Origin of the sequence: Pedococcus sp. KACC 23699 (genome assembly GCF_045348425.1) — a bacterium.
Taxonomy (GTDB): Bacteria; Actinomycetota; Actinomycetes; order Actinomycetales; family Dermatophilaceae; genus Pedococcus.
This window is the reverse complement of the sequence record NZ_CP157483.1, coordinates 2,363,958-2,379,225: the sequence shown is the minus strand read 5'-3', so window position 1 is coordinate 2,379,225 and position 15,268 is coordinate 2,363,958. Positions and strand designations below refer to the sequence as shown.

Sequence of the window (15,268 nt, the reverse complement as noted above, 5' to 3'; positions counted from 1 at the left end):
TCAGATCACCGTCTGGAAGCTGCTGACCAGCGAGGTCTGCAGGTATCGGGTCCAGGACTCCCAGACGCCCGTCACGAGGAGGACCCCGATGACGAGCAGCAGGGTGCCCCCGAAGAGCTGGATGCCGCGCGTGTGCCGGCGCAGGAAGGCCGACACCCGGCCGAAGCGCTCGAACCCGGCGGCGATGAGCAGGAAGGGCAGGCCGAGGCCGAGGCTGTAGGCCAACGCCAGGATGGTGCCGCGCGTCACCGCCGACTGGTTGCCGGTGACCGTCGCGAGTGCCACCACCGCACCCAGGGTCGGGCCGGTGCACGGCGCCCACCCGAGGCCGAAGACGGCTCCCAGCAGCGGTGCACCCGCAAGTCCCGAGGCAGGGCGGCGGTGCAGCTTCAGCTCGCGCTGCGACCCGGCTCGCGTGCCGACGCCGAGGAAGACCAGCGCCATGACGATGACAGCCACCCCGCCGACGCGCGTGAGCAGCTGGCGGTGCTCGACCAGGGTCGCGCCGAGGCTGGCGAGGAAGACGGTCGTCGCCATGAAGACGACGGTGAACCCGAGCACGAACAGCAGGGCGCCCAGGACCATCCGGTGACGGGACCGCTGCTCGAGGGCCTCGTCGGACAGCCCGGTGACGTAGCCCAGGAAGCCGGGGACGAGGGGCAGCACGCAGGGCGACGCGAACGACACCATCCCGGCGAGCAGCGCGACCACGACGGCCACCGGCAGCGCACCGGAGGTCACCGTGTCCTGGACGTCAGCGATCAACGCGGCCGGCCTACTTCTCGGCCAGGACGTCGTCGACGAGGCCGGTGAGCGTCGAAGACGTCACCTCGCCGACGACACGGGCGGCGATCCGGCCGGACGGGTCGAGCACGAGCGTGACCGGCGGGGTCGGCGCCTTCCCCTGGAGGGCGAGGATCATCTGGCCGCCCTGGTCGTCCAGCGACGGGTAGGGAATCCCCTGGCGCTTGGCCGTCGCCCTGCCCGAGGCAGGGTTGTCACGGGTGTTGATCCCCATGAACACCACCGGCTTCTTCGCGGCGCCGATCTTGTCGGCGGCGTCCTTGAGCTCGGGCGCCTCCTTCTCGCACGGCGGGCACCACGACGCCCAGACGTTGAGGACCACGACCTTGCCCGCCTGCCCGGACACCGACCACGACTGGTCGTCCAGGGTCTTCCCCGACAGCACCACGGGCTTGCCGCGCTTGGCTGCCGGGATCGACTCGACCGTGCCGTCACCAGAGATGTAGCCCTGACGGTTGCCCGACTTCGCCTGCGCCGCAATGGAGTTGGGGTCCTGCGAGCAGGCCCCGAGGGACAGCGCGAGGACGGGTACGGCGACCAGCGACCAGGCGCGCGCCATACGGGAGGTGCCGCTCATCCGGTGCCACCGTGCGACCGGGCGAGCAGGGCGGCAGCAGGCTCGCAGTACTCGATCGCCTCCAGCGTGTCACCGACGTAGGTCAGCGTGGTGAGGGAGGCGAGGCGGCACTCCCGCTTGCGCGGGTCGTGCCACAGGCGACGACCGGCGAGCTGGCTCCGGGCGATCCAGATCGGCAGCTGGTGGGAGACCACCACCGCCTCGTGGCCGCGGGCGTGCTCACGCGCGGAGGCGATCGCCTCCACCATGCGGGTCGCGATCTCGGCGTAGGGCTCGCCCCACGACGGCTTGAACGGGTTGGTCAGCTTGCTCCAGTAGCGCGGGTGGGCGAAGGCCGAGGCGCGCATCCCGGCGACCGGCTCGCCCTCGAAGGAGTTGCCGGCCTCGATGACCCGGTCGTCCGTGGTGATCTCCAGCCCGTGCGAGTCGGCGATGGGAGTCGCCGTCTCCTGCGCACGGGTCAGGGACGAGGCGACGACGTGCGTCACGTCGTGGTCCTCGAGGTGGCGGGCGGCGGCCTGCGCCATCTCCCGGCCCAGCTCGGACAGGTGGTAGCCGTCGAGCCGCCCGTAGAGCACGCCCTGCGGGTTGTGCACCTCGCCGTGGCGCAGCAGGTGCACCACGGTGCGGGGGGCGTCACTCATGAGTCGATTGTCGCAAACGACTCGGCAGCCGCCGACGCCGCGGCGGGCAGGGCCGAGACGACGCGGTCCACGGCCGCAGCGTCGTGGGCGCCACTGACGAACCACGACTCGAAGGCGCTCGGCGGCAGGTAGACCCCCTGGCTGAGCATCGAGTGGAAGAACGCGGCGAACGCGGGGACGTGCTGGTCACGCGCTTGGTCGTAGTTGGTCACGGCGCCGTCCCGGAAGAAGACGCTGAACATGCTCCCCGCGCGCTGGATGGTGTGGGGCACCCCGGCCTTCCCGAGCTCGGTGCGCAGGGCGCCGGTGATGGCGTCGGCCACCTCGTCGAGCCGGGTGTAGAGCTCGGGGGTGCACTGCTGGAGGGTGGCGCGACCTGCCGCGGTGGCGACGGGGTTCCCCGAGAGCGTGCCTGCCTGGTAGACCGGGCCGGTCGGTGCCAGCAGGGCCATCACGTCGGCGCGGCCACCGAAGGCAGCGGCGGGGAAGCCACCACCCATGACCTTGCCGAAGGTGAACAGGTCGGGCGCCCCGGCGGCATACGGGCCCTCGAGCCCGTACCACCCTGCGGCCGAGCAGCGGAAGCCCGTCATGACCTCGTCCGAGATGAGCAGCGCACCGTGTGCGGCAGTGACCCGGCGCAGGCCCTCGGTGAAGCCGGGGGCGGGCGGGACGACGCCCATGTTGCCGGGCGAGGCCTCCGTGATGACCGCCGCGATCTCGGACCCGCGGGCGGCGAAGGCCTCCTCGAGGGCGGCGAGGTCGTTGAACGGCAGGACGATCGTCTCGGCCGCCATCTCCTTCGGCACACCGGCGGAGTCCGGGAGGGCGAAGGTCGCGACCCCTGAGCCGGCCTGGGCCAGCAGGGAGTCGACGTGGCCGTGGTAGCAGCCGGCGAACTTCACGATGAGCGAGCGACCGGTGTAGCCGCGGGCCAGCCGGATCGCGCTCATCGTCGCCTCGGTGCCGCTGGAGACGAGGCGGACCTGCTCGACGGGATCGACGCGGGCGACGATCTCCTCGCCGAGGGCGACCTCGTTCTCACTCGGCGTGCCGAACGAGAAGCCATGGGAGACAGCGTTGTTGACGGCCTCGACGACGGCAGGGTGGCCGTGCCCGAGGATCATCGGGCCCCACGAGCAGACGAGGTCGACGTACTCGCGACCGTCGGCGTCGGTGAGGTAGGGGCCGGACCCGGAGACCATGAACCGGGGCGTGCCACCGACGGCACGGAACGCGCGGACCGGGGAGTTCACGCCGCCGGGGGTGACTGCCAGCGCGCGTTCGAGGAGGGCCTGCGAAGCGGGGGCGTCGAAGGGGTGTGACGTCATGCCCCCCATTGTCACAGCCCTTCCTGAGCGGGCGCGGACGGGTGTGGCGGCGGGCGTGCGCAGGCTCACACCTGCCGCAGGCTCAGACCTCGCTGCAGGAGGGCAGCCCGCCGGCGAGGATGGCGTCGCGCATGGCGGCCATGGCCGCACCGAGCGTGGCGAACTGCTCCGGCGTCATGGTGTCGACGATGTTGCGCCGCACGCTCTCGATGTGGACCTGTGCCATGTCCTCGACGGCCTGCTGCCCGCGTTCGGTGAGCACGAGCTCGACACCACGGCGGTCCTCCAGGCAGGACTCGCGGCGCACCCACCCCCGCTTCTCCAGGCGTGCCGCAGTGTGGGTGAGGCGGCTGCGGGACTGCACGACGAGGTCGGCCAGGCCGGACATGCGCAGCCGACGCCCGGGGGCCTCGGACAGCATCGAGATGATCTCGTACTCGGACAGCTGGACGCCGTGGGACTGCAGGTCGCGGTCGAGGGCGGCCTCCAGGAGTCGGCTGCCACGTAGGTAGGCGCGCCAGGCCTCCTGTTGCGCAGGGGTCAGCCAGCGCGGTGGCGCGGTCGCGGCGGTGCTCATGGTGGTCAAGTATTCCATCTCCTCGGTGTTGTTGAAATATAAACCAGTTCTGCTATGTTCAACCCAGTGACACCGCAGGAAAGTCCCGCGGACAACCCCTCAACACAGGAGACTCCCCCATGGCCAGCATCAAGGACCTTTCCGCCGGTACCTGGAACGTCGACGCTTCGCACAGCGAGCTCGGCTTCACGGCCCGCCACCTCATGGTCACCAAGGTCCGCGGCAAGTTCAACGAGTTCGAGGCGACCGCCAACGTCGCCGACGACGTCGCGGCCTCCACGATCAACGCCACCGTCCAGCTCGCCTCCGTCGACACCGGCTCCGCCGACCGCGACGCCCACATCAAGGGCGAGGACTTCTTCGACGTGGAGAAGAACCCGACCATGACCTTCACCTCCACCCAGGTCACCGACGACACCCTCAAGGGCGACCTGACCATCAAGGGCGTCACCAAGCCGGTCGAGTTCGACCTCGAGTTCAACGGCCTGGCCACCGACCCGTGGGGCAACCAGAAGGCCGGCTTCGAGGCCACCACCGAGATCAACCGCAAGGACTTCGGTCTCGAGTGGAACGTCGCCCTCGAGGGTGGCGGCGTCCTCGTCTCCGAGAAGATCAAGATCAACCTGGACATCCAGCTCGTCAAGGCTGCCTGAGCCTGCCGAAGGCAGCAGCAGGCCCGGCCGCCACGGCCGAGCGCACGAGAAGGGGCCGGTTCCGCGAGGAACCGGCCCCTTCCGCACACCCGGCTGCCGCCGGACCGACCTCAGCGAGCGGTGGCCTTCGACGCCAGGGTGCCGCCGGCCGCGTCCTCCCAGCCGACGAGCACCGTCACCGGGCCCTTCGGAGCACGGTCGAGCACCACGCCGTACTCGTGCTTGCCGGCCGTGACCGTCACGGTGCGGCTGCCGACGGTCCCCGCGGAGTCGACGACGTGCACGTGGGCGGTGCCGGGCGCGTTGGCGCGCAGCCGCACGAGGGCGGTGTCACCGTGCAGCCGCGCCTTGTCCACCCACCCGCTGTTCGCCCGGGTGCTCGCCGGCCCACCCGCCAGCGGCACGTCGATCGCCACCGCCTGGGTCAGGCTCGGCGGCGAGTCGAGCGAGGACAGCGCGCTGAGCGGGATCACCGGCTCGGGAGCGGTGGTCGGGCGTCCGGCCGGAGGGGTGTAGCCCTCGACCTTCGCCTGGCCCCAGCGGTAGGGGTCACCCTGCACGCCACCCCACGTCGACCAGCCGATGCGGGTCTTGCCGGTCAGGTCCTGGGTGTCCGAGTCGTAGACGAACAGGTTGAGCCCCAGGTGCTCCGGGTCGACCGCGCCCGGCAGCAGCGACATCGGGATCGACGTCTCGACGGTGTAGCCGCCAGAGCCGACCTTCGAGGCCACCTTCATGCCGGGAGCGGTCTCGGCGCCCGGCCCCTGGTGGTTGTCGGCGTCCCGCTCGTAGCAGGGACCGCCCTGCGCGGTGACGGGCAGGATGGCCGCCTTGAACGTCGTCGAGGTGTTCTCCGACGTCCCCCGTGGGTCGATCGCGAGCTCCACCGAGTCGGTGCGCCAGTGCCGCTTGCAGTCGGCGGCGTCCAGCTTGGTGCCGAGCGTGTCGTCCGTGACGTCCACCAGCACGTAGAGCGTGTCGTCGCGCCAGGCCAGCTTGGCCGTCGCCGAGCAGTCGGCGGCCGACGTGCAGGCCGTGCCCTCCCACAGGCGGGAGATGTCGATCGCCGGACCGGGGTACTCCCCCGCCGTGTCGACGCCGTCCACCTTCGGCGCGGCCGCGGCGTGGCCGATGGTCGTGCGCGGCACCAGCTCGAGCGCCGCCGAGGCCTTGCTCGTGCCGGCCGGCGACGTCGTGGTGATCGTGTAGGCGTAGTCGCCGGCCGGGGCGCCGGGCGTGCCGCCCTCGTTCGACGTCTTCAACGAGGTGTCGGTGTTGGTGACCGTGAAGGTCGCCGAGCCCGTCCCGCCGGCCGCGATCGGACCGTATGCCGCCGCGGCCGGCTGGGCGGTGAAGCCAGCCGGGAGGTCGAGCGCGACCGTGCCGGACTGCGCCGACGCCGCGCTGTTGCGCAGGTCGACCCGGACCTGGCGGGACCCGCCGGAGGCCAGGGTCAGCACGGGGCTCACCGTCCCGCTCAGCTGCGGCTGCCCTGCGCCGGCGCCGGTCCACTTCTCGAAGTCAGCGACCTGCGGGAGCAGCTGCTGGCTGCCGGCCACGGGAGCCACCACCTGGACGGGACGGTCGGAGTAGCCGCTGCCCTCGTCGGACCTCAGCGTCGCTGCGACGCGGGCCCGGTCGCCCACCGTGGCTCCGGCAGCAGGGGTGACGGTGAAGGCCTTCGTCACGGTGCGACCGGCCTGGAGCGTGCCGATGTCACCGCGTCCCTCGACCTTCCACCCGCTCGGGACCGACGGCACGACCACCACGTCGCGCAGGCCCTTGCGTGGCGCGGTGACCTCCACGGTCGCGGTGAAGGGGGCTCCCGCAAGGACGCCGAACTTCGTCGTGGCCACGCGCATGAGGGTGCCCAGCGGCACGGTCCCCGGAGCGTGGGTGACGGCGCCGTCCAGAGAGGCTGATGGCTGACCCGCGGCGGCGGAGCCGGGCGCCGGGAACGGCACCCGCGAGTCGACCTGCTGGAAGTAGTCGCAGCCCAGGGCGTTCGGGTCGCTCGACACGTCGGGGAACGTCGCCCAGCCCTGGGACCTGTAGAGACGTTGGGCGTCGCGCTCGATGGCGGCCCACGTCCGACCGGACTTCGCGCGCTCCCCGGACCACACGCCATACACGTTCTGGGTGGTGTCCTTGAGGGTGAACCCGGTGGCGCACGCGGGGCCGTTGGGTGAGGTCGCTGCCGAGCCACGCACCAGCAGGCGCAACGGCGCCCAGGGCTTGAGGCCCTCCTTGGTGATCTGCTCGGGGTACTGCTTCGGGTCGGCCGCCGCGTTGAAGGCCTCGATCGCGAGTCGCCCGGCTTCCTGGTGGTTGCCGTGGTTGCCCGGGGACGGGGCGGGGTTCATCGTCGAGAGGATCTCGGGACGGGTCTGGCGGATGATCCGCACCACCTTGCCGAGGGTGTCCTCGTGGCCCCAGATCTGCCGGGTCAGCGGTTCGGAGACCGTGTAGTAGAAGTCGACCTTGTCGAGGTTGAAGACGTCGCGGATGCCGGCCGTGCCGACCGCGGCGCGCTCCTCCTTCTCGCGCAGGAGGCCGAGGGCCGGGCCCTCCTCGGGACCGACCGCGTTGCCGCCGCCCTCGCCCCGGGTCACGGTGATGACGCCCGTCCGCAGGCCGTACTTCTCCCCCCACTCGCCGTACGTGGACAGCTGTCCCGCCTCGTCGTCGGGGTGGGCGCCGATGAACAGGGCCCCGAGGTCCACCGGGTGGCCTGCCGAGGTGGTGCGGTCCGGCGGCTTCGGTCCTCCGCGGTCGTGGGGCGCCGCTGCTGCGGCACCGGATCCGCTGAGCCCGAGGGCTGCTGCGGCCGCCAGAGCTGCCGCCGAGACGGCTGCTGCTCTGGCGAGTGGACGATTCCCTGCGATCATCGTTGACCTCCTGGGTCAGGTTGGGTGCATGGTTACTCCCGGACTGCCCCCTCGAGCATCCCGGCGATGAAGTGGCGCTGGAGGAAGACGTAGAGCAGGACCACGGGCGTCGCGACGATGCACGCACCGGCCGCGAGGAGGGTGAAGCCCTGGGTGTACTGGCCCTGGAAGAAGGCGAGGCCGAGCGGGGCGGTGCGCAGGTCCTCGGAGACGACCATGACCAGGGGGATGAGGAACTCGTTCCAGGTCCACATGAAGACCAGCACCGTCAGCGTGACGACGGCGGGACGGGCCAGCGGCACGAGCACCTGCCACAGGATCCGCCAGGTGGAGGCGCCGTCGAGGCGGGCGGCCTCGACCAGCGCGCGGCTCGAGCTGCGGAAGTAGGCCCGCATCCAGAACGTGCCGAACGCCACCGACTGTGCGACCTGGGGCAGGACGACGGCCCAGAGCGTGTCCGTGAGGCCGAGCGTCCGCAGGTCGTAGTAGAGCGGGACGAGGACGGCCTCGCTGGGCATCATGATGCCGAGCAGGAACAGGTAGAAGACCACCGTGGCACCGCGAAAACGCATGGTGCCCAACGCGTAGCCGGCCAGGATCGAGAACAGGAGGCTGATGACGACGACGGTCGTCGACACGAGCAGGCTGGTCCGCAGGTAGCTGCCGAAGTGGCCGACGTCCCAGGCCTTTGCGAAGTTGCCGGGGTGCAGCCCGAGGATGCCGCTGCTCACCGCGCCCCCGCCGGCTCCCGCCGCGTCGTCGGGCCCGAGGGCGGCACCGAGGATGGTCAGGACCGGCGTCAGCGCGAAGATCGCGAAGGCGATGAGGATGACGTAGTTGCCGGTGCGTTCGGCGCGCGAGACCCTCATCGGTCGCCCCGTTCCGCGATCCGGGTGATGCCGAAGGAGATGGCGAAGATGATGAGCGTCAGGACGACGGCGATGGCCGCGGCCGAGCCGACCTTGCCCTGCTGGAAGGCCCGGTTGTAGACCTCGAAGGACGGCACCGACGTGCTCGTCCCCGGGCCGCCGCGGGTGGTGACGTAGACGAGGTCGAAGGTCCGCAGCGCCGCGATGACGGTCAGGGTCAAGGCGACCGAGATCTCGCCACGCACCGAGGGCAGCGTCACGGCGAAGAACTCGCGGAACGGGCCGGCGCCGTCGAGGCGGGCGGCCTCGTACAGCTCACCGGGGATGCGCCCCATACCGGCGAGCAGCAGGACCGTCACGAGCCCGATCTCGAACCACGTGCCGATGAAGCCCACCGCGGGAAGGGCCGCCGTGTAGTCGCCGAGCCAGCCACGGGTCAGCGAGTCCAGCCCGATGGCGCTGAGCAGGGAGTTGACCGTCCCGTCCGGGGCGTACATCCGGCGCCAGGCCACGGCGATGACGACCATCGCCACGACCTGCGGCAGGAAGACCACCGTGCGGAAGAACCCGAGCCCACGGACCTTGGCCCGGTTGAGGATCGCGGCCAGGCCGAGTCCGATGACCGTGGGCAGCACGGCGTAGAACACCATGAGGACCAGCGCGTGGCCGAACGACGCCCGCAGTGCCGGGTCGGACAGGACGTCGGCGTAGTTGGACAGGCCCGCCCACGTCGCGAGGGTGTTGCCGTTCCAGGTGTAGAACGAGATCTGGACCGCACGCCCGAGCGGGTAGAGCAGGAACGCGGCATACACCGCGAACGCGGGGAGCAGGTAGAGCCACGCGATCTTGCGCGGCTCGCCCGGCGGGCCGGTGACGCGCCGGGGTCGGCCCGGCACGCCGGAGCGCGCGGGCCGACCCGTGGTCGTGGGGGCCGTCATCCTCAGCCGTTCGAGGAGACGAACCCGCTGTAGTCCTTCTCGACGGTGTCGAGGAACTGGGCCGGCGTCGCCTTCTTCGCGAGCAGGTCCTGCAACGAGGCACCGAGGGTGTCCGCCATCGTCGGCGTCGCGTAGTCGAGGTAGGGCACGAGCGAGTCGTCCTTCACCGCGGTCCCGAACGCCGCGAAGACGTCCTTGCCGAGGGCATCGCCGGCGGTCTGGTCGGCCGTGTCGGCGATGGGCAGGTTGTCGTTCTTCGCGAGCACGCCCATGGCGTCCTTGCTCGTGATGAAGTTGATGTAGGCCGCGGCCGCGTCAGGGTGCTTGCTCTTGCTCGAGACCGCCCACGGCAGGCCCGTTCCACCGGTCGCGACCGGGGTGCCCGCCGCAGCCGGAGGGAGGGTGAAGGTCACCTTGTCGCCCATGGCCTTGCCGAGGTCGGCCTGCAGCCAGGTGCCGGCGATGAGGTAGGCGCCCTTGCCCTTGGAGAACGCCTGCCACGCCGGGTCGTAACCCAGGCCGTTGACGTCCTTGGCGAAGTAGCCCTTGTCCACCCAGTCGACGAGCGTCTGCGCGGCCTTGGTGTTCTCCGGGGTCTTCCACGTGCCGCCCTTCTGACCGAAGCCGAGGGTGCGGATCGCGTCGGGCTTGGCGTTCTGCGCCTGAACCGTGCCGAACACGTGGATGGCCGGCCACTTGTCGAGGTTGCCCAGGACGAGCGGCTGCTCACCGGCGCTCTTGATGGCGCCGAGGCTGGACTCGAAGTCGGACCACGTCTTGGGGACCTCGTTGACGCCGGCCTTCTTGAGGAGGTCGGTGTTGGCGTAGATGCCGACCACCTCACCGACCTGCGGGAGGCCGTAGAGGTTGCCGTCGCCGAACGTCTTGCCGTCCTGGCTGTAGGACGAGTACTTGCGCACGGACTCGGGGTACCGCTTGTCCCAGCCGTAGGCGGTGGAGTACTTGTCCAGCGGGAGCAGCTGCCCGGCCTGGACGAACGAGCCCATGTCGGGGCGGCCGTTGTTGGCCTCGAAGACGTCGGGCGGGGTGTTGCCCGACAGCGCCAGCTTGAGCGTCGTCTTGAGGTCGTCGAACGAGCGCGTGACCCGCTTGAGCTTGATGTTGGGGTACTTCGCCTGGAACTCCTTGTTGAGCTCCTCGATCTGGGCCGCCTGCCCCCCACGGACCTCCTGGTCCCAGACCGTCAGGGTCACGTCACCGAGCTTGGACGCGTCGGTCGACACCTGCCCGGTCGGGGTCGCGCCCTTGGTGTCGGCGTTCGAGCCCGGCGTGCAGGCAGCGAGGGCTGCTGCGCCGACCAGGCCCGCGGTGGCCAGCAGGATCGTGGGGCGGTTCCTCATTCGGGGTCTCCTTGATGATGATGATGACGGGTATGGCGCGGGGCCGGCTGTGCTGGAAGGGAGTTCGGCGTGGTGGTCGGCATGCGACAGGCTGCGGCTCACGGGTAGCCCTCAACGTCGACGTGGCGGGCGATGGTGGCGGTGGCGCGGCGACCGGCACCGACCGGGATGGTGGGGACGAGGTCGTCGAGGAAGGCATACCGGCGCAGCAGCGACTGGTGGTAGGAGCTGGCGTCGCCGGAGGCCCGCCGCTGGGTCCACCAGTCGGCGATGTCGCCCCAGCCGGGGGCCGCGAGGCTGCCACCGAACTGCTGCACCGACAGCGACGAGCACAGCGCGGCGAACGCGAGGCGCTGCTGCAGGGGCCACCCGGCAAGCGTGCCCAGAACGATCGAGGCACCGAAGACGTCACCGGCACCGGTGGGGTCCATGGCCGGGACGCGCAGGGCAGGCACGACGGCCTCCTCGCCGGTGGCCGAGTCGATGGCCAGCGCGCCGGACTCGCCGTTGGTGACGACGGCGAGGGGCACGCGATCGGCCAGGGCGTAGAGCGCCTCGTGCGGGGTGCTGGTGCGGGTGTAGGCCATCGCCTCACCGGCGTTGGGCAGGAAGCCGTGGCAGACCGCGAGCTGGTCGAGGACCTCGGTGGACCAGCGCCCGCTGGGGTCCCAGCCCACGTCGGCGAAGACGAGCGAGCCGGCGGCCTGGGCCTGCTGCACCCAGGTGGGCTCGGAGTCGCCGATCAGGGGACGCTGCTCGGAGAGCTCGACCATGACCGCCCTGGTCGGCGGCGGGGTGCCGATGAGCTCGGCCGGACCGAGCGGCGGCGCGTGCCCGTGGCTGACCATGCCGCGGTCGCGGTTGACGGCCATCGAGACGGTGACGGGCGAGTGCCAGCCCTCGAAGCGCTGCGACCGGCTCAGGTCCACGTGCTCGTTGTCGGCCAGGGTCTCCCAGCAGAAGTCTCCGTACGCGTCGTCACCGAAGGCGGCGGCCAGCGAGGTGCGCAGGCCGAGGCGACGAGCAGCGACGGCGAGGTTGGCGATCCCCCCGGGGCACGACCCCATACCGTCGGCCCAGACCTCCTGGCCGTCCTCGGGGAGGGCGTCCAGACCGGTGAAGATGATGTCGAGGAAGACCGTCCCCCAGATGAGGACGTCGAGCTCTGGGGCACCGGGGGTGCGCAGCGACGCGAGGGGGTCGTAGACCTGCTCCTCGCGGTCCGCCGCCCCGGTGAGCGGGACGTCGGGCTGCTGGTGGGGCACCTGTTCGGGCACCTGCGGGCTCCTGTTCGTCGGTGGGCCTGTTGGCCAGAATGCCCTGTTGGCCCGGCCTAGACAAGCAAGACCGATCACGATTCTTCAGTGTCGTGCATGTTGCTGCGCGGAAGTGATTGTTATGTTGCCTTCATGCGGGTCACCCGGCAGCGATCGATCGTCGAGCGGCTGCACTCCCACGGCCTCGCCTCCACGGAGGAGCTGGCCGCGCTCTGCGACGTCAGCCTGGCGACGGTCCGCCGAGACCTCATCGAGCTCGAGTCGGCCGGGGAGCTGCGCCGCGTCCACGGCGGGGCGGTCCTGGAGGTGGGCGTCAACGGGGCCGGTCACGTACCCGCCCTGGCCTCCCCGGAGAACGACGCCGACGCCGTGCGGGGGTTCGCCGAGGTGGCGGCCAGCGACGCCGAGGACAAGCGGGCCGTGGCGGTCCGGGCGGCGGCGATGGTGGCCGACGGCGACTGCGTCATCCTCGACATCGGCACGACGACGATGATGCTCGCCCGCGAGCTGCGTGGGCGCCCGGTCACGGTGGTCACGGCCAGCCTGGCCGTCCTCGACGTGCTGCGCGACGACCCGCAGGTCGAGCTCGTCCTGCTCGGCGGGATCGTCCGCCGGACCTACCACTCCATGGTCGGCGCCCTCACCGAGGACGCCCTGCGCCAGGTGCGCGCCAACTGTGCCTTCCTCGGGGCGAGCGGCGTCGCGGCCGACGGGACGGTCCTGGACACCACCCTGGTCGAGGTGCCCGTCAAGCGCGCCCTGCTCGCCACCTCCCAGCGGTCGGTGCTCCTCGTCGACCACCACAAGTTCCCCGGCACCGGCGCGCTGCGCGTCTGCGGGCTCGACGAGTTCGATGCCGTCATCACCACCACCGGGGCCCACGGCCCCACCCTCGACGCCGCTCGCGCGGCAGGCACGGAGGTCCACGTCGTATGAGGCTCGCGATCCTGGGGGGCGGGGGGTTCCGGACCCCGCTGGTCTACGGGGCACTGCTCACCGACCACCACGAGCACCGGGTCGACGAGGTGCGCCTGCACGACGTCGACGAGTCACGGCTCGAGGCCATCGGTCGCGTCCTGGCCCAGATGGGCGCCGGTCACGACGACCCGCCGTCGGTGCTCACGACGACCGACCTCGACGAGGCGCTCACGGGGGCCGACTTCGTCTTCTCCGCGATCCGCGTCGGCGGCCTCGAGGGGCGCACGCAGGACGAACGCGTCGCGCTCGACCTCGGGCTGCTCGGCCAGGAGACCACCGGTCCCGGCGGGCTGTCGTTCGGTCTGCGCACGCTGCCCGTGGCCCGCCACGTCGCCGAACGCGTCCGAGAGGTCGCCCCCGATGCGTGGGTCATCAACTTCACCAACCCCGCCGGCATGATCACCGAGGCGATGCAGCAGGTCCTCGGCGACCGGGTGGTCGGCATCTGCGACTCCCCCATCGGGCTCGGCCGCCGGGCCGCCGCGACCCTCGGGCTGGACCCGCTGAGCACGACCGTCGACTACGTCGGTCTCAACCACCTCGGCTGGCTCCGCGGGGTCCACTCCGGCGGCGAGGACGTGCTGCCCCGGCTGCTCGCCGACGACCGGCTGCTCGGCTCGATGGAGGAGGGCCAGCTCTTCGGCCTCGACTGGATCCGCACCCTGGGCGCCATCCCCAACGAGTACCTCTACTACTACTACTTCACCCGCGACGCGGTCGCCTCGATCACCGGCGCCGACCAGACCCGCGGCGAGTACCTCCTGGACCAGCAGCGCCGCTTCTACGCCGCCATGGCGGCCTCACCGCCCGACGCCCTCGGCGAGTGGGACCGGGTCCGGATGGAGCGCAACGCGACCTACATGAAGGAGGCCCGCGAGGAGGGCGAGGAGCGCGACGAGCACGACGTCCAGGGCGGCGGCTACGAGGGGGTGGCCCTGGCCATCATGGCGGCCATCTCCCGCGGCGAGCCCGCCTCGCTGATCCTCAACGTCCGCAACCGCGGAGCCGTCCCGGGCGTCCCGGAGGACGCCGTCGTCGAGGTGCCGTGCACGGTCGACTCCGACGGACCTCGACCCCTGACCGTCAGCGCGCTGACGCCGCACCAGCTCGGTCTCGTGCTGCAGGTCAAGGGCGTCGAGCGGCTGACCATCTCGGCGTCCGCGACCGGTGACGAGCGAGAGGCGGTCGAGGCCTTCGCGCTCCACCCGCTGGTCGACTCGGTGACCGTCGCCCGGGAGCTGCTGCGGGGCTACCGCGCCAGGATCCCGGCCGTCGACGCGGTGTTCGCCCCCCGCTGACGCAGCGCCGCACCGCAGCCCCACCCGCGGGTCTTTGAGGGATCCGGCGCGCCAGAGCGCGCCAGATCCCTCAAAGACCGAGAAGGGCGGCGGCGTCGAACGCGAAGTAGGTCAGGATGATCTGCGCGCCGGCGCGACGGATGCCGATGAGCGACTCCATCATCACCCGCTCGCGGTCGATCCAGCCGTTGTCGGCGGCAGCCACGATCTGGCTGTACTCCCCCGAGATCTGGTACGCCGCAACAGGAACCGGCGACATGGCAGCCGCCGCCGCGACGATGTCGAGGTGCGGCCCGGCGGGCTTGACCATGACGATGTCAGCGCCCTCGGCGATGTCGAGCTCGAGCTCGCGCAGCGACTCCGTAGCGTTGGCCGGGTCCTGCTGGTAGGTCGCACGGTCTCCCTGCAGCGACGACTGCACGGCCTCGCGGAACGGACCGTAGAGGCCGGAGGTGTACTTCGCCGAGTAGGCGAGGATGACCGTGTCGGTGAAGCCCTCTGCGTCGAGCGCGTCGCGGACGAACGCCACCTGGCCGTCCATCATCCCGGAGAGGCCGAGCACGGCTGCGCCGGCGCGGGCCTGCGCGAGGCCCATCGCGGCATACCGCTCCAGGGTCGCGTCGTTGTCCACGCGCCCGTCCGGGGTGAGCACACCGCAGTGGCCGTGGTCGGTGAACTCGTCGAGGCACAGGTCGGCCATGACGACGAGCTGGTCACCGACGGCGTCGGCGACGGCGCGCAGCCCGACGTTGAGGATGCCTTCGGGGTCGTCGGCACCGGTGCCGGTGGCGTCCTTGTGCTCGGGGACCCCGAAGAGCATCAGTCCGCCGAGCCCGGCCTCGACAGCACGGTGCGCCTCGGCGACGAGGGACTCGACGGTGTGCTGGACGACGCCCGGCATGGCCGTGATGGCGACCGGCTCCGTGATGCCCTCGCGGACGAACACCGGCAGGACGAGCTCGGCCGGGTGCAGCCGGGTCTCGGCGACGAGCCGGCGAACCGCCGGGGACTGCCGCAGCCGGCGGGGTCGGATGACCGGCCCCGCCGGGAAGCGTGCCTCAGCTGCCGTCACC

General features: G+C 71.3%; 14 protein-coding genes. 3 read left to right on the top strand and 11 right to left on the bottom strand.

The features are described 5' to 3' along the window. The 5 genes from ABEG17_RS11185 to ABEG17_RS11165 form a co-directional block, all read right to left on the bottom strand. On the bottom strand, positions 1-765 hold the full coding sequence (locus tag ABEG17_RS11185) for a cytochrome c biogenesis CcdA family protein (protein ID WP_406829551.1): 765 nt from the start codon (positions 763-765) through the stop codon (positions 1-3). A gap of 10 nt (positions 766-775) precedes the next feature. Further along, positions 776-1,381 (bottom strand): TlpA family protein disulfide reductase, encoded by a 606-nt coding sequence (locus tag ABEG17_RS11180; RefSeq protein WP_406829550.1) that lies wholly within the window; start codon positions 1,379-1,381, stop codon positions 776-778. Beyond that, positions 1,378-2,025: a histidine phosphatase family protein gene (locus ABEG17_RS11175; RefSeq protein ID WP_406829549.1), complete on the bottom strand. Its 648-nt coding sequence runs from the start codon at positions 2,023-2,025 to the stop codon at positions 1,378-1,380. Before ABEG17_RS11175 ends, ABEG17_RS11180 begins: the two co-directional genes overlap by 4 nt. Continuing rightward, positions 2,022-3,356: a glutamate-1-semialdehyde 2,1-aminomutase gene (hemL, locus tag ABEG17_RS11170; RefSeq protein WP_406829548.1), complete on the bottom strand. Its 1,335-nt coding sequence runs from the start codon at positions 3,354-3,356 to the stop codon at positions 2,022-2,024. The genes ABEG17_RS11175 and hemL overlap by 4 nt, the downstream gene beginning before the upstream one ends. An 82-nt stretch (positions 3,357-3,438) precedes the next feature. After that, positions 3,439-3,933, bottom strand: a complete 495-nt coding sequence (locus ABEG17_RS11165; RefSeq protein ID WP_406829547.1) for a MarR family winged helix-turn-helix transcriptional regulator — start codon at positions 3,931-3,933, stop codon at positions 3,439-3,441. A 119-nt stretch (positions 3,934-4,052) separates the two neighbouring features. Here ABEG17_RS11165 and ABEG17_RS11160 point away from each other — a divergent pair, with 119 nt between their 5' ends. Continuing rightward, positions 4,053-4,586 (top strand): YceI family protein, encoded by a 534-nt coding sequence (locus ABEG17_RS11160; protein WP_406829546.1) that lies wholly within the window; start codon positions 4,053-4,055, stop codon positions 4,584-4,586. Between the two features lie 110 nt (positions 4,587-4,696). Here ABEG17_RS11160 and ABEG17_RS11155 read toward each other — a convergent pair whose 3' ends face one another. The 5 genes from ABEG17_RS11155 to ABEG17_RS11135 form a co-directional block, all read right to left on the bottom strand. Continuing rightward, positions 4,697-7,474, bottom strand: coding sequence for a sugar-binding protein (locus ABEG17_RS11155; RefSeq protein ID WP_406829545.1), 2,778 nt, complete (start codon positions 7,472-7,474; stop codon positions 4,697-4,699). A 32-nt stretch (positions 7,475-7,506) separates the two neighbouring features. Continuing rightward, positions 7,507-8,343, bottom strand: a complete 837-nt coding sequence (locus ABEG17_RS11150; protein WP_406829544.1) for a carbohydrate ABC transporter permease — start codon at positions 8,341-8,343, stop codon at positions 7,507-7,509. Continuing rightward, positions 8,340-9,281 carry a carbohydrate ABC transporter permease gene (locus ABEG17_RS11145; RefSeq protein ID WP_406829542.1) on the bottom strand — a complete coding sequence of 314 codons (942 nt, stop codon included), beginning with the start codon at positions 9,279-9,281 and terminating at the stop codon, positions 8,340-8,342. The genes ABEG17_RS11150 and ABEG17_RS11145 overlap by 4 nt, the downstream gene beginning before the upstream one ends. 2 nt (positions 9,282-9,283) lie before the next feature. Next, complete coding sequence (locus tag ABEG17_RS11140) at positions 9,284-10,642, bottom strand: extracellular solute-binding protein (protein WP_406829541.1); 1,359 nt, start codon at positions 10,640-10,642, stop codon at positions 9,284-9,286. 98 nt (positions 10,643-10,740) lie between these two features. After that, a complete protein-coding gene (locus ABEG17_RS11135) occupies positions 10,741-11,907 on the bottom strand; it encodes a carbohydrate kinase family protein (RefSeq protein ID WP_406833181.1) in 1,167 nt (388 codons plus the stop codon). A 108-nt stretch (positions 11,908-12,015) separates the two neighbouring features. On the opposite strand from ABEG17_RS11135, the gene ABEG17_RS11130 reads away from it, so the two are divergent. Next, complete coding sequence (locus ABEG17_RS11130) at positions 12,016-12,855, top strand: DeoR/GlpR family DNA-binding transcription regulator (protein WP_406829540.1); 840 nt, start codon at positions 12,016-12,018, stop codon at positions 12,853-12,855. After that, the gene (locus ABEG17_RS11125) at positions 12,852-14,195 is read left to right on the top strand and encodes a 6-phospho-beta-glucosidase (RefSeq protein ID WP_406829539.1); all 1,344 of its coding nucleotides are present in this window, start codon (positions 12,852-12,854) and stop codon (positions 14,193-14,195) included. The genes ABEG17_RS11130 and ABEG17_RS11125 overlap by 4 nt, the downstream gene beginning before the upstream one ends. A 70-nt stretch (positions 14,196-14,265) precedes the next feature. Here ABEG17_RS11125 and hemB read toward each other — a convergent pair whose 3' ends face one another. Continuing rightward, positions 14,266-15,267: a porphobilinogen synthase gene (hemB, locus tag ABEG17_RS11120; RefSeq protein WP_406829538.1), complete on the bottom strand. Its 1,002-nt coding sequence runs from the start codon at positions 15,265-15,267 to the stop codon at positions 14,266-14,268. Between the last annotated feature and the right edge of the window lies 1 nt (position 15,268).